The following is a 19,751-nucleotide window of genomic DNA, read 5'->3' as shown; positions in this document are numbered from 1 at the left end:
GAAGAAGCCACCCAGCCCACGCGGTCCGCCGCGCTCCCTGTACTGGCAACGGCTCAATGCGGCCTTGTCGCACCGCAATTGGACAGAAAAGATCAACTCGACACCCGACCACGACACCAAGGGGGAGACGACGGTGCCCAACTCGCTGCTGTCACCGGCCGGATGGCTCGTACTGGGACTGCCCTGGCCGACCGAAACCCGCGACGGCTGGGGGGAATGCGCAGCCGTCATCGCCCCACCGATGGTCTCCCGCTCCCTCGTCAGCAAAGGCGCCGGCACCGCGCTCGACCTCGCCACCGGCTTGGCCCATGACCCGAAAGACGGCCCGGGCAAGGCCGTGTTCTTCTCCGACATCACCCTGTGGCTCGACAGCCAGGGCAAGACCTGGGGCGACCTCGGCATCGACTACGACGCCGTCATCGACGAACTCCTCAAGGCGGAGGTCCCGCAGCTGTATCTCACGCTCACACAGAAGGCTCACGCCATCCTGTGTGACGCCAGCCGCGAAGGCCTGCGCCTGCACTACACCAACGGCGACGTCGAACACGTCACCCCGCAGGTCCGCCAGAACGTCCACGACGGCATCGTCCAGAGCCTGGCCCGGGACTGGCCGCCCTACATCCAGGGCCTCATCGACAGCGGCGCCCTGCAGACCCGGTGAACCTGATACATCAGGGCCGCCCCATCCTGGCCTTCCTGCCGCAGAACCCTCGGCTTCACTGGCCTGCCTGTGGTTTCCCGGATGATCGCGGCGACTGCTTCGGTGTGCCGTGGGCACCGTACGACCGGTGCCTGGCCCACCTGCAACTGGAGGAACGCAGGCAGGAGCTCGGGGCGCTATCGGCCGGCGCCGCGGTGGACTGCCGCGGGGTGCCCTTCACCCGGGAACTGCTGGAAGAGCTCAAGGCAGCAGTCGGCAACACCTTCGGCGACGCAGACTTCGGCCGCGCCCGCTTCCTGGAGCTGGCCGACTTCACGGACGTCACGTTCACCGGCGAGGCCTTCTTCTGGTGCACCCAGTTCGCAGACGACGCCCTGTTCGACGAGGTTTCCTTCCACCGCGACGCTGTCTTCGAGGAAGCCGTCTTCGAAATGGGCGGCGCCTTCGAACACGCGGACTTCCAAGGCTCCGCCTGGTTCCAGGACACCCTCTTCGGCTCGGACGCCGCCTTCGACCACGCCAGGTTCGCCGCTGGGGCCCTGTTCTCCCGGGCCCAGCTGTTCGGCGAAGCCTTCTTCCACGGCGTGACGTTCACCGACGGAATCGTCTTCGTCTCGGTACAGATCGAGGAGAGGGCACGGTTCAACGAGGCGACGTTCGGCCGTGACGCCGTCTTCGCCGGGGCCCGCTTCAAAGGCGACGCCGACTTCCCCGACACGACGTTCAACGGGCCCCTGGTAGGCCCCATCGTCTGCGGCGGCCGCCTGGACCTGAGCCGAGCCATCCTGACCTGCCCGATCCGCATACGGATCGCCGCCACGCACGTCCTCCTGCACGCCGCGCAGATCAACACGGCGCTCACCCTCGACGTCCGCTACGCCCACATCAACCTGCTGGACGCCGGGCTCTCCCAGCCCGTCGCCATCAACTTCCACCCCCGGCCGTTCCCCTTCAACGACGAACTGGTCCCCGAAGACCCGCTGCCCGGCCAAGACCCACAACCCTCGATCGACACGCTGGCAGCATCGGTCGGCTCGGCCTGCTCGATGGCGGCGGGCGCGTTGGCGGAGGTGCTGGGCGGCTCCCCCGAACAGGTCGAGAACGCCGCCGAGATCGGCATGGAACACAACCTCGGCCTCACCTGCGACCCCGTCGGCGGCCTCGTCCAGATCCCCTGCATCGAACGCAACGGCATGGCCGCGGTGAAGGCCGTCACACCGCCGCCCGCATGGCCATGCGCGGCGACGGCACCCACAAGGTGTCCCTCGACAAGGTCATCAAGACGATGAAGGAGACCGGTGCCGACATGAGCGTCAAGTACGAGGAGACGGCGCGGGGCGGGCTGGCTGTGAACATCATCGAGTGCCGAGGGGGCGCGTGGTCTTCAGCAGCGCCAACTGCTGGAGGAGACGCGCAGCGTGATCGGCGGATTCACGAGTGCCGACCCTCGGGACAGGGAGACCTTGGATCCGGAGTAGTTCGGCGCGGACCACAGTTCCGCCGTGCAGACGACCGCGTTGTTGTAGAAGGACTGCGCACAATTCGACCAGTTTCCGGCAGGACAGTCCGCGCCGGACAGCGCGGACCAGTTCGGGATCCAGGTCCGCTCCGCTAGCCGGCCCTGGACGCCGGTGAAGTTGGGCCCCGTCCAGAAACAGAGGTACCCCGCCGGGCAGCCCGGCGGCGCCACGGCTTCGGTGTCGGCCGCTGCCGACCCGGTCGCCGGGCCGCCCAGCGAAACGAGCGCCCCTGCCACGACAGCGATCAACGCTCTGCTTCTCGCCCTGCTCCTGGCCCCGGTCTTCCGCCGCTCCTTCGTCCCTGTCCTCGTCCTTTTCTCTGTTTGCACCAGGGCTTCCTCTCACTCGGTCAGCTTGCGGGCCTGTGTGGCAGCGGCCTTCCATATATCGGCGAGTTGGCGGAGATCGCGTTTGTCGGTGGCGGGCAGGGATTTCGCGTACTGCCTTCTGAGAGAAAGGATGGTGTTCGGGACGTGCGTATGCCGAGCGCAGGTGCCGTCGTCCGTCGCCACCTCGATCTCCCGCTCTCGCATGTCCCGGGTGGGGCCCCGTTCTCCGTACTCGTCCTTGAGTTTCCGGTACGCGTCCTCGGGATCCCTGTAGGAGTATCCCTTCGCGGCCATGCACTCTTTCCATTTCCGCATGACGGCCGCGTACGCGGGATCCGCTGTCACACGGTCCGTGAGCGAGTTGTTGAGGATCTGCGGAACATGTTCGGAGGCCGCCCAGTTGTCCAGACTTCCGTACAGTTTCTCCCGGCTCACCGCCTCGCACCCTTTGCCCGAAAAAGTGATCTTCTGGTCGTCCGGGAGTCGCATCTCACGGTGGTCGGAGGCATTTCCGCGCAGCGCGTGCACATACTTTTCCGCTTCCGCCTCGGGCAACCGGGCCACATAGGCGTCATTCTCCATCCCCGGCGGGAGGGGCTCGCCGCCCTCCCGCTTCTTTCCGGATCCCGGAGAATCCACATACTGTGCGTAGAGGCCGTACCCTCGGGTCCGCCGCTCGTCCATGCCGATCAGTTGATCCTCGAAGGACATGGGTGCGGACGCGGATGTCCCGGCCCGGTACGGGAAACCCTTGTCCGCCATGCAGACCGTGATGAGTTCCGATTCGGCCCTGCGCAGCGCGCGTTCGCCCTGGACGTAGGAGCCGGATCGGGTGAGCAGATCGAGTTCGGCCGAAGTGAGGCCTGTCGTCCCGCCCTCGTCGTCCGTGGCGTCCGGCGCGGCCACTCCACAGGCCGTGAGCAGGAGAAATCCCGCCAGCGCGCAGGAAATCGAAACGCCACCACCAGGTCTCTGGCCGCGTGCCATCCGGGTGCCCCTCAGTAAGTGGTCGGTGCGGGCTCGCAGATGAGCAGGGGCCGGTGTCCGTGAATCGGCGCTCCCGGACGCCGGCCCCTCGTGATCGACCGGCTCAGCAGCTCCAGTTGTTGGACGATATGGCGTTGTTCATCGTGGAGCTCAGAGCCGTCTGGCCCGAACCGCGGCCGAGCGTGAGCCTGGACCCGCCGTAGTTCGCGGTGGTCCACAGAACGGCGCTACAGCTGGTCCCGTTGTTGTAGACCGAGGAGGCGCAGTCGTTCCAGGTGCCGGTCGGACAGCTGGAGTGCGAGAACGCGGTCCAGTTCGGGTTCGACCCGGACAGTCTTCCCGGACCGTCCGAGTAGTTGGTGCCGTTCCAGAAGCACACGTTCGTCGCCGTGCATCCGGGCGGTGCCGCGGTGATCGCCTTCTCGCCGGCCGGTGCCGCGGTCGAGACGTAAGCGGTGCTTTTGACCGAATCGCTCGCCGAACTGGCCGTGGCCGTGCCCGCCAGTCCGCCCACCGGCAGAATCACTCCCGCCGCGATGGCCAGAATCCGCTTGGTCGCCTTGTTCAATTGATCTTCCCCTCGCAGTGGGCCGATATCCGTGCGTGCCTGATCGAGCCACAATGCGCGTCCACGGCTCGATCCGCGTGTTCCACCATTGCGGAGAAGTTGACACCGAGCCATGCTGTTGCGGCTGACCGCAAAAGCTGAGCTCATCGGGGGAGAACGAGATGCTCCGCATACATTTCAGCGACGCCGATCTGGCCAGAACTCGCTTGTCCGCGACCCCTAATCCGTTCTGGGAGATCGTCGCCAGCCTGCACCGTTTCCAGACCCGGCAGGGCCGCTGGGCCTACGCGGAGTGGTTCCGCACCGTCCGCCACCGGCTGCGGGAGAAGAAACTCGATCGTGCTCTGCACACCGTGCTGCTGCCGCTGCTCCCGAGGGCCTCCTACTTCCCGGATTTCCTCACTCCGTTCGAGGCGTCCGACGGTTTCGACGCCGGGCTGGAGGCCGTTCTGGCCACGCCGGCGAGCCGGGTCCTGGAGGAATTGGACATGCTCGACCGCGTCGTGGGAGCCCCGTCATGGGCCCCGCGATTAGCCGAGGCACGGCCGCGCCAGGAACTCGTGCGGGTGCTGCGCGCCTACTACGAGGTCGCCATCGCCCCGTACGGGGAACAGATGCAGTCCCGTATCGAGACCGAGCGGGCGATGCGGTGCCGTGGGCTGCTGGACGGGGGTGTCGAGGGCATGCTGGCCGGTCTCGGCCCCACCATGTGCTGGGAGGCCCCCGTCCTGCGCGTCGACTACCACCCCGCCGTGGACCGCGATCTGCACCTGGGCGGCCGCGGGATGCTCTTCGTGCCGTCGTACTTCTGCTGGCACCGCCCGGTCGGGCTCGCCGACCCCGAACTGCCGCAGGTGCTGATGTACCCGCTGCTGCACGAGCAGCCGTCGGCCTCGTCACCGCAAGGATGGCGCGTCCTGGAGGACTCCCCCGAGGCGTCCCTGGCCACCCTGCTCGGGCAGACCCGGGCCACCGCCCTGTGGGCCTCGGCGGCCGGGGCCACGACCGGGGAGATCGCACGGGCCGCCGGGGTGTCCGCGTCGTCGGCCAGCCGGCACGCCAGCGCGCTGCGGGACGCGGGGCTGATCACCAGCAGTCGGCACGCGACGACGGTGCTGCACACTCTCACCCCGGTCGGCGCGTCCGTGCTCCGCGCCTGTGCGCGCGGGGCGTCGGCGGCTCGGGGCACGTCACGGACAGGTGGGGGGCTCTGACGCGGGCAGGAGAGGCCGGCAGGGCTGTTCGGTTGGCTCGGTGGGGGCCGGCTGGGCGAGCTGGGCGGGGTCGAGCAGGTCGGGGGCGTCCAGGGCGGGGTTTCCGTCGTCGCCGGGGGCGGTCGCCGCGAGGAAGTCGGTCTCGATCGGCGTCGGGGCCGCGATCAGGGTGGCGAGCGGGTAGGTGTCGACGAAGCGTGCCCCGGTCGGGGTGGCGAGCATGACCGCGTGGGGCTCGTCGCCGGGCATCGGGAGGCCGGGGTGGATGTCGCCGCCCCAGTACAGGACCGGTGCCTCGGTGCCGGGCCGGACGAAACGGCCCACGCCGGCCAGCATCAGCAGGGACGTCAGGGTGCCGGTCTCGTCGCCGTGGTAGTTGTGAGACAGACCTCCAGCGCTTCGTCACGGTGGCGCAGCAGGGTGAAGCCCTGGGCGGCGCTGGGCGTGAGCAGAGCCAGCGGGGTCTTCGTCCGGTCGGCGCGGAGGCCGGGCAGGGCCGACGGGTAGTGGGCGGCGACCTCGGTCAGGTCCCAGTCCGGTTCGGCGCCGTCGAGCGCTTAACCCGCGTACATCGCCGACGGGTTCGCGATGATGTCGCGGTCCGGCAGGGGGTGCGCAGCCAGGTGCCGAAGCCGTCGCGCGACATCGGTGTCCGGGTCGCGAGATCCTCTCGGCGAGGGCGCCGAGTTTGCGCAGCGGGTTGGCCAGCGTCTTCCATCAGTAGCCCGCAGGTCTATCCAGAAGCAACAGGCGTGTCGGGACGTCCTGTTGCATCAGACGGTCCTGGAGGAGCTGCTCCAGATCGAGGCGCGGCCAGCGTTCGGCGTTTGTGCCAGGTGTGGCATACGGCGATGACGGAGTCGTACAGGACGACGAGACCGGTGAGGCCCAGGGCGATGGGGGCATCGCTGTGGGGCAGGACGTGGGTGAAGTAGAGGCTGCTGGTGGTGGCGATGGCGGGCAGGGCGAGGGTTCCAACCGCCTTTCGCATCCTGTGGATCTTTTTGTAGAGCCGCTGGCGGACGGCGCGGGGTGGGATGAGGCTCCAGGCCGGGCTCGGCCCGCCTGGCTGGCCGGCTACCGAAGGCTCCACCGCCGCTACGAACGCAAGGCCGAACACTTTCTCGCCTTTGTCGGCATAGCCGCGACCCTGATCGGCCACCGCCGACTGATCCGGTGAACCAATCGATCGGGATCAACAGTCGGCCAGCACCGGTGGTGTCAGTGACGGCTCGTAGGGTGCGCTGGTATTCGACGAGGAGGTTCCATGGGCTTTTCCGGTCATCTGGTCTTTGCGCGCAGCGAGCGCCCCCTGCTGGAAGCACCCCTGTTCGGCAGCACCGGTCCAGGGCTGAGGGACAACGTGTACGCGTGGCAGCCGCGACCAGGCGGCTGGCAGACCCTGCAATTGGAGCAAGGCATCTGGGAGGACGAGCACCTGCCCACCTTGGTCGAATGGACCGGCGCGCCGGCCTGCGTCGCTGATGTCTCCGACAGCAGCATCGCCCTCGTGACCGGCCTCAACACCGGCGGGCACCGCTGGCAGGCATGGCTCAACCTGGAAAACGCCGCTGCTCTCCTCGTCGAGGACCCCGAGGACGTAGACGACGTGAGCCTGTGGATAGCCACCCCGGAGTTCGAAGAAGCCATCGGACGTAAGCGCGCAGAGCTCGATGCGGAGGTGCCGGCCGACGCCGAAGGTGCTCTTGCGTGGGCTACAGCAGCTGGTGTCCAGACCACGGCGCAGCAGTCCCGGATCGAGGAACTGCTACGTGCACGGGAGACCTTCGTAGAGGAGCTGTTCGACGCGCTGCTGGATGAACTGGGCTTCCCTAAAGCCGCCCAGTCCTCATCACAGCCATAAGAAACGATGTCCTATCGCGGCCCCGACGGTTCGGCCGGTAGATTCGGCAGAGCCTTGGCATTTTTAGCGGCGGCTGCCGCGACGGTTGCCAGGTCTTCGCCCGAGAAGCCGGCACGGCTCAGCACCGCCAGAGATTTGTTCGTCGCCAGCGTGCACAACGTCAGCTCTGCCGCCTCCTGCTTACCGGCTCCCGCTGCCAGCAACGCCTGCTCCAGCATCGCCCGCAAACCGTCGATCATGGCGCGGACCACCTGCGGGGATGGTCCCGTGTGCCGGAATTTGGTGCGGGTGCAGCGGCTCCTGCTCCCCGCACCCGCGGGGATGGCCCCTCGCCCTCGGCCTTCGGCATCGTCCTCTGCGGGCTCGCCGTGGCGGGCCTTGTCGGCGGCGGCTTCCACAGTGCAGTTGCTCGCGCTGGCCGAACGGCTCCGCCTGCCACGGGAGTTCCAGCCGACAATGACCGCAGCCCCGGACTGGCAGGTCGAGGACGCCGACTGGGCGCGTACGCCGACGCGGTGTCGAAGTACGCCGCCCGGGAGCGGGACGGGCTCCGGGGGAATCAGCCCGCCCGCGTGCTCACTTCGCGTCGCGGTTGAACTGCGCCATCGACCAGCGGTAGCCGAGCGCGATCAGGCCGACGCACCATGCGAGGGCGATCCACCAGTCGTTGCCGATCTCGGTGCCGAGCAGCAGGCCGCGCAGGGTCTCGATGGCCGGGGTGAAGGGCTGGTACTCGGCGATCGGCTGGAACCAGCCCGGCATTGTGTCGGCCGGGATGAACGCGCTGGAGATGAGCGGCAGGAGGATCAGCGGCTGGGCGCTGTTGGCGGCTGCCTCGGCGTTCGGGCTGGCCATGCCCATGCCGACTGCGATCCAGGTGAGCGCCACGGCGAACAGTGCAAGCAGTCCGAACGCGGCCAGCCACTCCAGGGCCGTGGCGTCGGTGGACCGGAAGCCGATGGCCACGGCGACGGCACCGACGAGGACCACGCTGGCCAGGCACTGCAGCACGCTGCCGACGACGTGCCCGATCATCATGGAGCCGCGGTAGATCTTCATCGTGCGGAAGCGGGCGATGAGGCCCTCGTTCATGTCCGTGGAGACGTAGACCGCGGCCCCGATCACGGTGCTGCCGATGGTCATCATTAAAATACCGGGGACGATGTAGGCGATGTAGTCGGAGCGGTCCGCGCCGCCGATGCCCGTGCTCATCACGTCGCCGAAGATGTAGACGAAGAGCAGGAGCATCATGATCGGGGCGAGGAGAAGGTTCAGGGTTCCGGACGGGTAGCGCCGCGCGTGCAGGAGGTTGCGGCGCAGCATCGTGCTCGAGTCGCGGACGGCGAGGGAGAGGGCGCTCATCGGACGGTCTCCTCGGTCTGGCTGATGACGTTGGTGGGGCCGGTCAGGGCGAAGAAGACGTCGTCGAGGTCGGGGGTATGGACGGTCAGTTCGTCCGCCTCGATGCCCTCTGATTCGAGCCAGCTGAGGATGGAGCTCAGTCCGCGCTGGCTGCCGTCGCTGGGGATCTGCAGCGCCAGTGCCTCGTCGTCCGTGGTGACGTCGCGCAGTGCGGAGGCGGCGGACCTGTAGGCGGCGGGGTCGGTGAAGCGGATCCGGATGTGGCCGCCGGGGATGAGCCGCTTGAGCTCCTCGGCCGTGCCTTCGGCGGCGATCTTGCCGTCGTTGAGTACGGCGATGCGGTCGGCGAGTTCGTCGGCCTCTTCGAGGTACTGGGTGGTGAGGAAGACGGTGACCCCTCCGGAGACCAGTTTGCGGATGATGCCCCACATGTTGTGGCGGGAGCGCGGGTCGAGGCCGGTGGTCGGCTCGTCGAGGAAGAAGATCCGGGGGTTGCCGACCAGGGTCATGGCGATGTCCAGGCGTCGCTTCATGCCGCCGGAGTAGCTGGAGGCGGGCTTCTTGGCGGCCTCCGCCAGGTCGAAGCGCTCCAGGAGTTCGGCGGCGACCCGGCGGCCCTCCTGCTTGGAGAGATGGTGCAGGTCGGCCATGAGGAGCATGTTCTCCTCGCCGGTGATCAGGCCGTCGACCGCCGAGAACTGCCCGGTGACGCCGATCGCGGCACGCACCGCCTGCGGGGCGGCGGCCAGGTCGTGGCCGCAGATGTGGATGTCTCCGGAGGCAGGGTCGGCGGTGATGAGGGTGGAGAGGATCTTCACGGCGGTGGTCTTGCCCGCGCCGTTCGGACCGAGCAGTGCGAACACGGACCCGGCCGGGATCTGCAGATCGATGCCGTCGAGGACGGTCTTGTCACCGTAGGACTTGCGCAGACCGACGGCGGAGACGGCGGTCGGCAATGGGTGACCGTCGCCCTTTTTGGATGTGGACATGACAGATGAAGGCATGGATGTTCCCGTTCGAAGGCTGAAGCGACTGGCGGGTGAGTGAGTTGAGGACGGCCCATCTGGGGCCGGGCCCCGGGCGCGGCGAATGCCGATGATGCCGCGCCCGGGGCGGGGTGCGGATCTAGGCCGTGTTTTAGAACGGGGTTTGTTGCCGCGCCTGATGCCGTGATGATCTCGGTGTGGGACGTGGGGATCTCTCGGATGAGCAGTGGGCAGTGCTGGAACCGCTGTTGCCCGTCGCGCAGGTCGGCAGGCCGTCAGCATGCCGGCGGAGGCTGATCGATGGGATCCGCTGGCGGGTACGGACTGGTGCCCCATGGCGGGACCTGCCGGGTCAGTACGGGCCGTGGCAGACGGTCTACGGGCTGTTCCGTCGCTGGCAACGCACCGGTGTCTGGGCAGCAGTACTGAGCGGGCTGCAGGCCAGGGCCGATGCCGGCGGGCTGATCACGTGGGAGGTGAATGTCGACTCCACGGTCTGCCGGGCTCACCAGCACGCGGCCGGCGCCCGCCGGGACGGGAAGACTCAGAAGGAGCCGCCCGGCGGGATCGTCGCCGAGCCGGACGATCACGCACTCGGCCGGTCTCGAGGCGGTCTGACCACCAAGATTCATCTGGCGTGCGAACAAGGCCAACGGCCCTTGTCGTTGCTGGTCACGGCAGGGCAGCGGGGTGACAGCCCGCAGTTCGTGGCCGTACTGGAAGGCATCCGTGTGCCCCGGCTCGGCGCGGGGCGACCGCGCAGACGGCCGCTGCGGGTCCGTGGTGACAAGGCGTACTCATCGCGCGCCAACCGCGCCTACTTACGCCGACGCGGGATCCGGGCCACCATCCCGGAACCGGCCGATCAGGCCGGCCATCGCAGACGCCGCGGCAGCAACGGCGGGCGACCGCCGGCCTTCGACCGCGAGGACTACAAGGCCCGGCACGCGGTCGAGTGCGGCATCAACCGGCTCAAGCGCAATCGGGCGGTGGCCACCCGGTTCGACAAGCTCGCCGTCCGCTTCGAGGCCACCGTCCACATCGCCGCCATCAACGAATGGCTGTGACTTGGCGCTTCCGCACCGCATGCCATCCTGGCGGCGGCAACCCGCAGCACGTCGGCACAAGGGAGACAGCGGACCAATGGCGGCTGAGTACTACTGCGCCGACAGCGAGAACGGCCATCACATCGACGACCCGTCCGAGGACGCCCTGTTCGACCTCATCAGCGAACTGAACGACGCGGACAACACGTTCGTCGTCATCCAGCCCGACCAGGACGACCCCGCCTGGTTCGCCTCCGTGGCCGTCCTCGACGAAGGCGGCTACGAGACCGTCCGCCGCGACACCGCCCGCCGCGAACACGAGGTCACCACTGACACCAGCATCGGCCGGATCGCAGGCGACCTCATCATTTGGCTGGCCGCCCGCGACTTCCCCGGACAGCCAACTCGGCAGACCAGCCCGTTCTAAAACACGGCCTAGGCGGTGCCCGCCGTCTCCTCCGGGGCCTCGCCCTCGGCGCTCGCGAGGGCGTCGGTCAGCTGCTTGCGTGCACGGGCGGGGACGTAGCCGCCCTCCGTGTAGTTCTGGGCGTACGCGTCGACGAACTCCACCGGGTCTTCTCCGACGATGTCGCGGATCGGCATTCCGTCCGCCGCGGCCTGCTCGAAGAGGTCGGCAAGGTCTTCGAACATCGCCGCGTTGCTGTCGCCGTCGGTCGGCACGAAGTGCATCAGGTACTGCTCGATCGCCTCGACCGCCGTGCGGTAGTTCTGGGGAAGCTCCTTGACGCGCTCCTTGTACGCCTTCCAACGCTTCTTGGGCCCGATCACCTTCATGAGGAAGCCGCTATTCTCGACATCGGACATGGTTACTTGCCCCCTTCGCGGAGCTGGTCCAGTCGTTCCGTGAGGAAGCTCCAGGTCCTCCAGAACTCTTCGAGGTACTGCTGCCCCTGCGCGTTGAGGGAGTGCACCTTGCGCGGCGGCCCCTTCTCGGAGGGGACCTTCTCCACGTCGACCAGGCCGCGCTTCTCCATCCGCAGGAGCAGCGCGTAGATAGTGCCTTCGGCGATGTCGGAGAAACCCTGCTCCCGCAGATGTGCCGTGATCTCGTAGCCGTAGGCGGGCCGGCCAGACAGGGACGCGAGGATGATGCCCTCCAGCGTGCCCTTGAGCATCTCCGTCAGCAGTTTGGCCATGTGACACCTCCTCTCTGAGGTATTCGGTGTTGCTGAGTACTGGTACACCGTAACGCTGACTACCGGTACTTAGCAAGAAGGAATAGTGCGGCACTCGGTTCAGCACTTGCGGCTCCTGCGGTAGACCTGCCGCTCACGCACGTTGCTCGGGACGCTGAAGCGCCCCGAGCAACGTCGTCCCCACCGAGGTTCCGGGCCTGGGCTATCCCGGGCGTCACACTGGGGCTGCGGCAGCCTCACCCTGCGGGATACGCGGGCCGGGCACCGTCGCCCGGACGGACAGGTCCAGATCGAGACGGCTGTTCATGTCCAGCTCGAACCGGCCGTACGGATTCACATGGGTCCATAACAACCGCGACAGCGCTCGCCGGTCCGCGTCGGTAAGCTTGTCCGCCCACTTCGGATCGATCCGATGTACCTCCGGGCGCTGCTCCCCGCGCCTACGGGGATGGTCCACGGCCTGGCCCTTCCCTGGTACAGCGGACGCTGCTCCCCGCACCCGCGGGGATGGCCCCTCCCGGACGGGCTCAAGGACTTCGACGTCCAACTGCTCCCCGCGCTCGCACTGCAAAGCCGCCCGGCAGCACCATGCTTGATCAACAAGAGAAGATGCTCAGGGGCGACAACTGTCCTTCGCCCTCGTCCCGCCCAGGCCACGTGCTTTCCCCGGGTTGGGCGAGCGCACGCCACGAGCGCATTGTCGCCTGGTGGAGTGCGCCGGGGCGCGCTCCACCAGGCAGTCAACGGATTCTGCGAGGGCGCGTACGCGCGGTTCCGGAGGCGGCCCCGCGTGGATGACGGTGAGGCCGCCGCGGTCGTGCCCTTGGTCTTCCAGCGCGCGCCCCCAGCTGTTTGAAGAAGAACGGCACGTAGTTCTCGCGGGTCTGGTCGCTGCGGATCCAGTTCGGGTGAAGAGGTCAGCCCGGGCCCCGGACTCGCGTCGGCGATGACCCAGTCGAGCTTGCGGATGGGGCCGGACTCGCAGCGGTCGTTCCGCCTCAGGCGCAGGATGCGCCGTGCCTCTCGCCCTCACAAGAGGCCTGCCAGATGTGGTCGGGGTCATGGTCGGGGTGGCGGCCCATCGGCGACGGGGTGGCGTGCAGGGGGTCACCCAGGAGGCGCATGGCCCGGGCGGAAGGCATGGACGTTGCCGGAGCCGATGCTCCCGCGTTCCGTTTCACTCTTCCCTTGGAGTCTCATGTGACGACGATCACACGGTGAAATCGTGGATTCGTTGCCGGTGGAGTGCGCTGCCGGGCCTAGAAGTACAGCGTCTTCCACCTGTAGGAGTAGCCCGCGTGAAGGACAGCATCGTTTTGTCGCCCGCCGTAGAAACCCAGATCGGAACCGTCGGCATTCGAGTCGGTGAAAGCGCCATGCCCATGATCTACTTCCATGCCAGATTGGATCGCCGGAACGTGCTGTGCGTCGGAACTCGCATGGGCATCAAGCCAGTGCACGTTGCCGTTGAGGACGACGGTGCCGTTTCCAACAAGCTTTTCGAAGACGGTGTGGATCTAGAGGGCAACTGGCGCAGTCACCTCGCTCGAGAGACTCTCCACGTCGCACACGCTCTCGGCGCCCGCCAGGCAGCCTTGCGGGGGAAGGACGACCTGATCGACGCCTTCGCAATGCAAGTAATCGGCCGCCGAGGGACGCGCTGGCGTGAGGCCGTCTCCACGGCTCTCCTGGGCGAATGGGCAGATCCGTTCATCCAAGGTCACCGGCTAGGGCCAGAAGCCATCGCGCAGCTGAGGAAGGAAGCCGAGCAGCTTCACCGTCAGTTGCTGCCCTTGTGGCATCGCCGTACCTGCGGATCACGACTTTTGCTCCTCGACATGCCCCTCGGCGACGGACTGTCGCTGTATGACGTGCTGGCTTCCGTCGCTGAACCCGGCAGCATGGCAGCGACCTCTGACTTTCACGAGGCACGTCTGACCACGATCCTGCACGCCCTACATCCGGACGAGCGCGCGGTGGCGATGGCCTGGGCGCACAAGGGAATCGCAACGTGGACCGATGCAGCCCTCTTCGTCGGCGTGCCTGATCCGGGAGTCTTCGGTGAGCGGGTGCGCCGCAAGGTCAGACGTACGGTCTCCCGTTCCCACGACGGTGCCGCCAAGAAGGTACGGAAAGCACGGTCATCGTCATGAAGGTGCTGGTGGAGGCGCTACCCGAGTTTTTGGGTGGCCTTGCGGCAGTGGGCACTGCTGCTGCCACGAGGCATGTTGTCCGGCGTGTGCGCTTCCGGGCCACTTCCCGGGCGCCGCGAGCCAGCCGCTCAGAGGATGCTCCTGGCAGGCAGCATGGCGGCCAAATCACCAGCTCGGAACGGTGAGTACGGTTTTGGCTTCCACGTACAAGCCCCACGTGGGCGCACGCGCTCACTCGGGTAGCGCACGGCCTGGGTGGAAGGCATGGGTTTGTGATGTGGACCTTGCCGGAGCCGATGCTCACCGAAGCGGTGCGCAGCCCTGCCCTGCCACCGCGGTCAGCCGCGGAACCCAAGTGGACGGATTCCGGGCCGGCCTCTCCGTCGACGGCGGCCAGGTGGTGCTGCGCTACCGGCGCGGCGCCCCCACGGCAGCCGCGTTTCCTGAGGTAGTGGCCGGAGCAGCGCAACTGCCGGACGCCATCGCCCGGGACGGCGAACTCATCGTGTGGAACAGCGCCGGGTGTCTCGCGTTCGGGCAGCTGCAAACCCGGCTGCAGCGGCGCGGCCCCGCAGCTCTCCAGGCCGCCGGACAGCAGCCGGCGCACTTCGTAACTGGAGTACGCACGGGTTCCTGGCTGGTCATCACGGGATGGTGGGGCCAAATCAGCAGGTAGGAGACTCATGTTCGAGGCGTCTCTCAAGGGTGTGAGATTTCTGCAATCGCTGGCAGATTTTGTGAGTGCCTTTCGTAGTCTGCTGGTACATGGGGAATCTGGAACCCGTTCCCTGAGATCGGGACGTGACACGGTCGGTCTGGCGGAGGTCTTCTCTCTCCACACCTACCGGAGCCGTCCGGGCCAGGTTGATGAGCGGTCGTACTTCTTCGACACGCTCGCGGAGTACCAGTGGGCGCGGGACGCGGCCGGATTGATGCCGACGTCGATCGACCAGTTGGTCAAGCCCGTGATCGAGTTGTGCGAGCTCTATGGCGTCGTGCCATGGCGCCTCACGCCGACGGCGTTGGACTGGTCGCCATCCACCGTGCGCGCCGTGGAGGTCGCCCGGCTCAACCTCCCCGACGCCGACCGCGGCCACCGGACCCTCGCAGTCCGACGGGCCGAGCACATCCGCACCGGCTACCTCGACGACCTGGGCACCGGCCTTGTGGCCGACTGGCTTCGCAAACGCCGGCGGCGCTGGCCACAAGCCGCCAACCCGCATCTGCTCATCGCCTCCCAGACCTACCGTCACCTGGCATCCCCGCCGATCAGGTAGTGCGTGCAGGACCGCCTTCGACCAGGTCGGGCTGCTGCCCCGCCAGGTATGGGCCGACCGCATCCCTCTACGAGGCCCAGGAGACCGCCGACCCGGTCCGCCTCGTCCGCCTCTTGGGCATCCACCCCCGTGTCGCGGTGAAGTACGTACAGACCGCGCACCCGGATATAACCCTGTCACCGATCCGCTGACCGGGCGACACCGTCCGCCGCCGCCCGCTCACGGTGGAAGGCGTCGACCATGTCGTCGCCGGAACCGCCCCCGCATCTGACATCAGGCTCCGCCCTGGGGGCGCGGCTGGGGTGTATGCATTTGTCGGGCCTGCCGGGCATGACGGGGTCGCCGAGGAGTGGGGGTCATGATGTCCATGGCGCGCAGCGTCGGACGTTGTGTGCGAGGGAGTCGAGTACCTCGGAGCGGGTCACCTGGGTGGGGAGCATCCGGGTCAGGTGGGAGGGCATGTCAGGCTGACTGGGTGGCAGGAAGCCGATTTGGGCTACGCGTGCCAGGCCGCGTGCGCGAGGTTGCGGGGTGGAAGGATCGGCGAGCAGGGGGCCGGTGGCCGGACGGCCCGCTTCGTTGAGGAAGTCGATGCATGCTCGCTCCAGGTCGGCTGCGGTCAGGCGGGCGGGGCCGGCGGTGACCCAGTGGAGGCCGGGAGCTGCTGCGTTGCCGCAGATCAATGCTTCGGTGAGTGCGGTGACGTAGTCGACGAGGGTCTCCATCGGGAGGATGTCGGTCCAGTGGTCGGGCAGGACGGGCAGTGAACCGGGTCGTGCTTGCAGCATGGCGGTGAACAGGGCGTGCGGGAACTGGTGTTGCGGGGCGGCAGGCGCGTTTCGGGCGGCGAACAGGAGCGCGGTGCGCACGATCGCGACCGTCTGGCTGCATTGGGCGGCCAGTTCCTCGCCTCGGCGCTTGGACTGGCTGTACGCGCGCATGGAGCGGGCGGCGAGGTCGTCCCCGGGGACGTCGAAGGCGGCGGAGGCGGAGGAGAGCAGGACCACGGGCACGCGGGCGTCTTCGGCGAGTTCCAGGATCCTGCGGGTGCCCTCTGCGTTGACGGTGTCGAAGGCGGTGCGGTCGCGGGGGGCGAAGTCGGTGAGACCGCCGCAGTGCACGATGACGTCGATTCCGGCGGCCAGTTCGCGGCGCCGGCTGCTGCTCAGGCCCAGGCTGTCGGCGGTCAGGTCGGCCTGCACGCAGGTGGTGGCGCCTTCGGGCCGGCGGCGGTGGACGAACGCGGTGACGTCGTGGCGGGCGGCGAGGGCGGGGAGGAGGTTCGCCCCGATCACGCCGGTCGAGCCGGTGAGGAGGACGGTGGGGCGGGCTGCGGTCATGTTGGCCTCGCAACGGGAGGAACGGGCACGGGGCAGCCCGGCGTGCGGCATGCCTCGCAGCTGGGATGGGATGTCGGGGGGCGTGGCGGTGGCCACGGAGTTCACACGACGGCCGCGGGAAGGGGCCCTACGGCCCGGCGCTGGGCGTCGCGCACATCGCGGCGCCCAGCGATGGAAGAGTCGAAATATTCGATCGGGTGGCAGTAGGCGAGGCCGTCGAGGGACTGCCCGGTCGCGAAGCGGGTCAGCAGGTCGCCAGCCAGGTCGGGGAGTTCCAGATGCATCGCGTGGTCGGCGCAGTGCACCAGCACGACGCGGGCGTCGGCGCAGGCTGAAGCCACTTCGCGGCACAGGTCGGGTGGAGTGAAGAGGTCGTGCTCGCCGGTGGCCACCATGACGGGCGCGGTGATCGGCGGGTGTGGCGACGGCGCCTGTTCCAGCAACCTCAAAGTGTTGTTCCGGTATTTCTCCCGGTCCGCCTCACCGATGTCACGGAACATGGAACGCAGGATGCGGCGCACCGCCGACTGGCGGGTCACTCGCTCGCCCGGCGTGGAGCGCAGGATGGTGTCGGCGCTCAATTCGGCGAACGCCTCCATCCGCTCGCCTGCCAATAGATCCACGCTGCGCCGCAGATCTTCCCGGACCGCGTCGGGGACCCACAAGAGCGGTCCCGCCAGCACCAGGCTGCGCACCGCCTGGGGATAGGTCTGGGCATAGCGGTGGGCGATGCCCGAACCGTACGAAGCGCCGAGCACATGCACCTGCCGGTGCCCAGCCGCCTCCAGCAGGTCGTGCAGGGCACCTGCGAGGAAGTCCAGCCCATGGGAGGCGGGCAGCGTGTCCGCGTCACCCCACCCGGGCAGGTCCACCGTGAACATGTGAAACGTTTGGGCCAGCGCCACCTCGAAACGGCCCCATGCCGTCTTGCGCTGGAGGGCCCCACCGATCAGCACGACCGTTTCAGCCGCGGGGTCGCCGTGCCGCAGCGTGCGGCCCTCGGACTTGTATCCGCCGTAGCTGGACACCACGAACTCTTCGAAGGCCAAGGACGCTCTCCTGGTTCATGTGACCCCTCAAGGGCCTCGGCCTCGCACCGGCCACGGCGGCGTACGCGCCATCAGGTACAACGATCTTGGCGGCGCGGCGTCACGCGGAGGGCGGGGGCAGTGCCCGGCCTGAACGTGGGTCCGGGGCAGGTGCGTTCGTTCGGTCGAGGCCCTTCACCGCGGACGGGCCGCCGCGGGGTCGTCAGGTTCTGTGCTGCGCCTGCGGAGCGTTGCTGCTGCCGCTCGTCTGCCCGATCGGGGCGGCTGCCGGTGCAGTGCCGGCCGGGGTGTGGAGGGCGAACAGCCGGCTCTTGACGTGATCGCTGCACCACAGAGGCGCCGCACATTGCAGGGCGGTGCCCAGATGCGCGTCGACGCCGACGGTGTACCTGCGACGCGGGCGCCGGACACGCAGAGCCCTGGCGATGGTGCGGGCCACCGGTTGCGGTCCGCCGGCCGACCGCTGGATGCGGGAGAAGAGACTCGCGGCCCGGTCATGGACCTCGGAGTCGGCCTCGCCAGTAGCCAGGGCGGACAGATCCTCCTGGGCCCGGTCCCAGAACGGGGTCGCGACCGTGCCGGGCTCGACGAGGACCACCTGCACGCCGTAGCGGCGCATCTCCATGCGCAAGCTGTGCGTCGCCGCGCTGAGCGCGTGCTTGCTCGCGGAATACCAGCCGTTCATCGGTGACGGAATCCGAGCGGCGGCCGAGGAGACGGTCACGATCCGTCCCCTGCCCCGCTCACGCATCGCAGGCAACACCAGGCCGCACATACGCAGCGTGCCCACGACGTTGACCTCCATCACCTCGCGGATCCGGTCCTCCGACACATCAGTGATCGCACCCGTCAGCGGGATCCCGGCATTGGCCACCAACGCATCGGGGCCACCATCGGTGAGTTCGGCCACTCTCCCGGCAGCCTTGCGGCAGGACACCGGGTCAATGAGGTCCATGACCACCGTGTCCAACACCAGCCCCTGGTCGCGGGCAGTGCGCACCAGCGCGTCAGCCTTGTCCTGCGAGCGGGCAGTCCCGATCACCCGTCGGCCCTGACGGGCAAGGAGCAGAGCAGTGGCCAGCCCGATCCCACTGGTCGCACCCGTCACCAACACGCTGGCCGACCAACCGGCACCGCCCGTCTACTCATTCACGTGTCGCTCCATGGGTATGCCAGTAGACGTCCCGCCCCCGACAGGGTCTGGTCCCGGCCCCGGCCGAGATATCGCCTTCGTCGACAACGACCCCACACCCGCTCAGGGCACGCACCGTCTGCCCGTGACCACTCCACGGGCTCCCAACGTTTCCAGGCGTCCCACGACGAACCCCGGCACAGGCCAGCGCAATCAGCCAGGCGACGCACCGGGTCGTGTGCGTTCGAGTCCGAGAAACCGCGCGCTTCCGCATTCGACGTCCTGCGCCTGGCGGGCATCACCACCCTGGCATGGCGTGCGAGCGACGGCGGGCCGCACTTGAGGAAGTGTTCCGCGAGCACCAGCTGACGGCGCCGTGGGTCCTGTGCTCCTCGACCACCGGCCCGGACACCGTGCGCAAGTGGTTGTGCTCATGGAACGCGGTCGGTCTGGAGGGCGTCGTCTTCAAGAGGCTCGGCAGTTCGTACCGGTCCTCGGTCAGAGGGTGGCTAAAGTACACAAACGCGATGAATTGTAGTTGATGCAACATCCTGCGGCTCGCCGGAATCGCCGTTTCCGCTGATCACTCCCCCAACTCCCTTGCCCTGTCGGCGTCACAGCGGAGCCGCGACCAGGACGGTAGCGATAGACGCAACATTGATGCGTTTGATACAACAGCCGCCATGGTCGCTGAGGCACCCGGTTCGGCGCGTCTCCTCCTCGCTCCGAACGTCGTACACCTGGCCCCGGAAGCAGCGGTGTTCACGGCGATGAAGGAGGGCTGGGCCCGGCAGCAACACGCCCGGTTCCTGAAGGCGTCGACGAACGAACCACGGCTGCGTCTGATCAACCGGTTCGAGGTGTTCACCGGGCTGTACCCGTGCCGCCCCGCCCGCGCAGCCCGGAACACGGCCATGATGCAAGCGCTCGCCGACCTGCCACCCGTCGTGCTCTCCGACTTGATCGGCATCCAGCCGAGAACCGCGGAACGCTTCGCAGCCTTGGCCGGCGAGAACTGGTCCGACTACCTGGCCGCGACTCGCCCGCGCCCGCACCAAATGAGAGGAACGGGACGTGGCTGAAAGGAGTTGAAGGAGCGGCCCCGA

At 68.0% G+C, this 19,751-nt stretch carries 22 protein-coding genes and 3 pseudogenes; 13 read left to right on the top strand and 12 right to left on the bottom strand.

The window, feature by feature from the left end; all coding sequences use genetic code 11:
- The first annotated feature begins 64 nt into the window (after window positions 1-64).
- The 3 genes and pseudogenes from O1Q96_RS01415 to O1Q96_RS01405 all read left to right on the top strand — a co-directional run.
- Window positions 65-661: a hypothetical protein gene (locus tag O1Q96_RS01415; protein WP_269246446.1), complete on the top strand. Its 597-nt coding sequence runs from the start codon at window positions 65-67 to the stop codon at window positions 659-661.
- Window positions 658-1,380 (top strand): annotated as a pseudogene (locus O1Q96_RS01410) (pentapeptide repeat-containing protein); the annotation flags it as partial. The gene O1Q96_RS01415 and the pseudogene O1Q96_RS01410, both read left to right, overlap by 4 nt.
- Before the next feature lie 309 nt (window positions 1,381-1,689).
- Window positions 1,690-2,027, top strand: a pseudogene (locus O1Q96_RS01405) (L-serine ammonia-lyase, iron-sulfur-dependent, subunit alpha); the annotation flags it as partial.
- Window positions 2,028-2,045: 18 nt separating this feature from the next.
- Here O1Q96_RS01405 and O1Q96_RS01400 read toward each other — a convergent pair.
- The 3 genes from O1Q96_RS01400 to O1Q96_RS01390 form a co-directional block, all read right to left on the bottom strand.
- Window positions 2,046-2,429 (bottom strand): peptidase inhibitor family I36 protein, encoded by a 384-nt coding sequence (locus O1Q96_RS01400; RefSeq protein ID WP_269246445.1) that lies wholly within the window; start codon window positions 2,427-2,429, stop codon window positions 2,046-2,048.
- A 93-nt stretch (window positions 2,430-2,522) separates the two neighbouring features.
- Window positions 2,523-3,497, bottom strand: a complete 975-nt coding sequence (locus O1Q96_RS01395) for a hypothetical protein (RefSeq protein ID WP_269246444.1) — start codon at window positions 3,495-3,497, stop codon at window positions 2,523-2,525.
- 103 nt (window positions 3,498-3,600) lie between these two features.
- Window positions 3,601-4,065: a peptidase inhibitor family I36 protein gene (locus O1Q96_RS01390; protein WP_269246443.1), complete on the bottom strand. Its 465-nt coding sequence runs from the start codon at window positions 4,063-4,065 to the stop codon at window positions 3,601-3,603.
- Between the two features lie 161 nt (window positions 4,066-4,226).
- On the opposite strand from O1Q96_RS01390, the gene O1Q96_RS01385 reads away from it, so the two are divergent.
- Window positions 4,227-5,279: a helix-turn-helix domain-containing protein gene (locus tag O1Q96_RS01385; RefSeq protein WP_269246442.1), complete on the top strand. Its 1,053-nt coding sequence runs from the start codon at window positions 4,227-4,229 to the stop codon at window positions 5,277-5,279.
- On the opposite strand, the gene O1Q96_RS01380 is transcribed toward O1Q96_RS01385, so the two are convergent.
- The gene (locus tag O1Q96_RS01380; RefSeq protein ID WP_269246441.1) at window positions 5,256-5,603 is read right to left on the bottom strand and encodes a hypothetical protein; all 348 of its coding nucleotides are present in this window, start codon (window positions 5,601-5,603) and stop codon (window positions 5,256-5,258) included. The genes O1Q96_RS01385 and O1Q96_RS01380 overlap by 24 nt on opposite strands.
- 739 nt (window positions 5,604-6,342) lie before the next feature.
- On the opposite strand from O1Q96_RS01380, the pseudogene O1Q96_RS01375 reads away from it, so the two are divergent.
- Window positions 6,343-6,459 (top strand): annotated as a pseudogene (locus O1Q96_RS01375) (IS5/IS1182 family transposase); the annotation flags it as partial.
- 87 nt (window positions 6,460-6,546) lie between these two features.
- Window positions 6,547-7,143 (top strand): hypothetical protein, encoded by a 597-nt coding sequence (locus O1Q96_RS01370; protein ID WP_269246440.1) that lies wholly within the window; start codon window positions 6,547-6,549, stop codon window positions 7,141-7,143.
- A gap of 11 nt (window positions 7,144-7,154) precedes the next feature.
- Here the strand turns inward: O1Q96_RS01370 and O1Q96_RS01365 are convergent, their stop codons facing one another.
- The 3 genes from O1Q96_RS01365 to O1Q96_RS01355 form a co-directional block, all read right to left on the bottom strand.
- On the bottom strand, window positions 7,155-7,382 hold the full coding sequence (locus tag O1Q96_RS01365) for a hypothetical protein (protein ID WP_269246439.1): 228 nt from the start codon (window positions 7,380-7,382) through the stop codon (window positions 7,155-7,157).
- Window positions 7,383-7,719: 337 nt separating this feature from the next.
- A complete protein-coding gene (locus O1Q96_RS01360) occupies window positions 7,720-8,505 on the bottom strand; it encodes an ABC transporter permease (RefSeq protein WP_269246438.1) in 786 nt (261 codons plus the stop codon).
- Window positions 8,502-9,494: an ATP-binding cassette domain-containing protein gene (locus O1Q96_RS01355; RefSeq protein WP_269246437.1), complete on the bottom strand. Its 993-nt coding sequence runs from the start codon at window positions 9,492-9,494 to the stop codon at window positions 8,502-8,504. The genes O1Q96_RS01360 and O1Q96_RS01355 overlap by 4 nt, the downstream gene beginning before the upstream one ends.
- Before the next feature lie 194 nt (window positions 9,495-9,688).
- Between O1Q96_RS01355 and O1Q96_RS01350 the strand changes: the two genes are divergently transcribed.
- Both O1Q96_RS01350 and O1Q96_RS01345 read left to right on the top strand, forming a co-directional pair.
- Window positions 9,689-10,558, top strand: a complete 870-nt coding sequence (locus O1Q96_RS01350; RefSeq protein WP_269246334.1) for an IS5 family transposase — start codon at window positions 9,689-9,691, stop codon at window positions 10,556-10,558.
- Between the two features lie 76 nt (window positions 10,559-10,634).
- Window positions 10,635-10,964: a hypothetical protein gene (locus O1Q96_RS01345; RefSeq protein ID WP_269246333.1), complete on the top strand. Its 330-nt coding sequence runs from the start codon at window positions 10,635-10,637 to the stop codon at window positions 10,962-10,964.
- Window positions 10,965-10,972: 8 nt separating this feature from the next.
- On the opposite strand, the gene O1Q96_RS01340 is transcribed toward O1Q96_RS01345, so the two are convergent.
- Window positions 10,973-11,362, bottom strand: coding sequence for a DUF1048 domain-containing protein (locus O1Q96_RS01340; RefSeq protein WP_269246436.1), 390 nt, complete (start codon window positions 11,360-11,362; stop codon window positions 10,973-10,975).
- Window positions 11,363-11,364: 2 nt separating this feature from the next.
- Window positions 11,365-11,694 carry a PadR family transcriptional regulator gene (locus tag O1Q96_RS01335; RefSeq protein ID WP_269246435.1) on the bottom strand — a complete coding sequence of 110 codons (330 nt, stop codon included), beginning with the start codon at window positions 11,692-11,694 and terminating at the stop codon, window positions 11,365-11,367.
- 1,298 nt (window positions 11,695-12,992) lie between these two features.
- On the opposite strand from O1Q96_RS01335, the gene O1Q96_RS01330 reads away from it, so the two are divergent.
- The 3 genes from O1Q96_RS01330 (at window position 12,993) to O1Q96_RS01320 (ending at window position 15,124) form a co-directional block, all read left to right on the top strand.
- Window positions 12,993-13,847, top strand: coding sequence for a hypothetical protein (locus tag O1Q96_RS01330; protein WP_269246434.1), 855 nt, complete (start codon window positions 12,993-12,995; stop codon window positions 13,845-13,847).
- A 355-nt stretch (window positions 13,848-14,202) separates the two neighbouring features.
- Entirely contained in the window at window positions 14,203-14,523 is a 321-nt protein-coding gene (locus O1Q96_RS01325; RefSeq protein ID WP_269246433.1) for a DNA ligase-like domain-containing protein, read from the top strand.
- A 7-nt stretch (window positions 14,524-14,530) separates the two neighbouring features.
- The gene (locus O1Q96_RS01320; protein ID WP_269246432.1) at window positions 14,531-15,124 is read left to right on the top strand and encodes a hypothetical protein; all 594 of its coding nucleotides are present in this window, start codon (window positions 14,531-14,533) and stop codon (window positions 15,122-15,124) included.
- Between the two features lie 356 nt (window positions 15,125-15,480).
- Here O1Q96_RS01320 and O1Q96_RS01315 read toward each other — a convergent pair whose 3' ends face one another.
- The 3 genes from O1Q96_RS01315 to O1Q96_RS01305 form a co-directional block, all read right to left on the bottom strand.
- Window positions 15,481-16,464 (bottom strand): SDR family oxidoreductase, encoded by a 984-nt coding sequence (locus tag O1Q96_RS01315; protein ID WP_269246431.1) that lies wholly within the window; start codon window positions 16,462-16,464, stop codon window positions 15,481-15,483.
- 101 nt (window positions 16,465-16,565) lie between these two features.
- The gene (locus O1Q96_RS01310) at window positions 16,566-17,513 is read right to left on the bottom strand and encodes an alpha/beta fold hydrolase (RefSeq protein ID WP_269246430.1); all 948 of its coding nucleotides are present in this window, start codon (window positions 17,511-17,513) and stop codon (window positions 16,566-16,568) included.
- 202 nt (window positions 17,514-17,715) lie between these two features.
- A complete protein-coding gene (locus O1Q96_RS01305; RefSeq protein WP_269246510.1) occupies window positions 17,716-18,621 on the bottom strand; it encodes an SDR family NAD(P)-dependent oxidoreductase in 906 nt (301 codons plus the stop codon).
- A 335-nt stretch (window positions 18,622-18,956) separates the two neighbouring features.
- Between O1Q96_RS01305 and O1Q96_RS44170 the strand changes: the two genes are divergently transcribed.
- Both O1Q96_RS44170 and O1Q96_RS44410 read left to right on the top strand, forming a co-directional pair.
- Entirely contained in the window at window positions 18,957-19,187 is a 231-nt protein-coding gene (locus O1Q96_RS44170; protein ID WP_331276013.1) for an ATP-dependent DNA ligase, read from the top strand.
- 141 nt (window positions 19,188-19,328) lie between these two features.
- The gene (locus O1Q96_RS44410; RefSeq protein WP_269246429.1) at window positions 19,329-19,727 is read left to right on the top strand and encodes a hypothetical protein; all 399 of its coding nucleotides are present in this window, start codon (window positions 19,329-19,331) and stop codon (window positions 19,725-19,727) included.
- The last annotated feature ends 24 nt before the right edge of the window (window positions 19,728-19,751 follow it).

The sequence above is a fragment of the Streptomyces aurantiacus genome (assembly GCF_027107535.1).
Lineage (GTDB): Bacteria > Actinomycetota > Actinomycetes > Streptomycetales > Streptomycetaceae > Streptomyces.
Note: the sequence above shows the minus strand (reverse complement) of the source record. Positions and strands in the feature narration are given on the sequence as shown.

Bases quoted from the DNA above. Each gene is read 5' to 3' on its own strand.
- O1Q96_RS44410 (WP_269246429.1), top strand. From the start codon at position 19,329: ATGGTCGCTGAGGCACCCGGTTCGGCGCGTCTCCTCCTCGCTCCGAAC.
- O1Q96_RS01320 (WP_269246432.1), top strand. From the start codon at position 14,531: ATGTTCGAGGCGTCTCTCAAGGGTGTGAGATTTCTGCAATCGCTGGCA.
- O1Q96_RS01385 (WP_269246442.1), top strand. From the start codon at position 4,227: ATGCTCCGCATACATTTCAGCGACGCCGATCTGGCCAGAACTCGCTTG.
- O1Q96_RS01345 (WP_269246333.1), top strand. From the start codon at position 10,635: ATGGCGGCTGAGTACTACTGCGCCGACAGCGAGAACGGCCATCACATC.
- O1Q96_RS01365 (WP_269246439.1), bottom strand. From the start codon at position 7,382: ATGATCGACGGTTTGCGGGCGATGCTGGAGCAGGCGTTGCTGGCAGCG.
- O1Q96_RS01340 (WP_269246436.1), bottom strand. From the start codon at position 11,362: ATGTCCGATGTCGAGAATAGCGGCTTCCTCATGAAGGTGATCGGGCCC.
- O1Q96_RS44170 (WP_331276013.1), top strand. From the start codon at position 18,957: ATGGCGTGCGAGCGACGGCGGGCCGCACTTGAGGAAGTGTTCCGCGAG.
- O1Q96_RS01395 (WP_269246444.1), bottom strand. From the start codon at position 3,497: ATGGCACGCGGCCAGAGACCTGGTGGTGGCGTTTCGATTTCCTGCGCG.
- O1Q96_RS01370 (WP_269246440.1), top strand. From the start codon at position 6,547: ATGGGCTTTTCCGGTCATCTGGTCTTTGCGCGCAGCGAGCGCCCCCTG.
- O1Q96_RS01355 (WP_269246437.1), bottom strand. From the start codon at position 9,494: ATGTCCACATCCAAAAAGGGCGACGGTCACCCATTGCCGACCGCCGTC.
- O1Q96_RS01315 (WP_269246431.1), bottom strand. From the start codon at position 16,464: ATGACCGCAGCCCGCCCCACCGTCCTCCTCACCGGCTCGACCGGCGTG.
- O1Q96_RS01335 (WP_269246435.1), bottom strand. From the start codon at position 11,694: ATGGCCAAACTGCTGACGGAGATGCTCAAGGGCACGCTGGAGGGCATC.
- O1Q96_RS01360 (WP_269246438.1), bottom strand. From the start codon at position 8,505: ATGAGCGCCCTCTCCCTCGCCGTCCGCGACTCGAGCACGATGCTGCGC.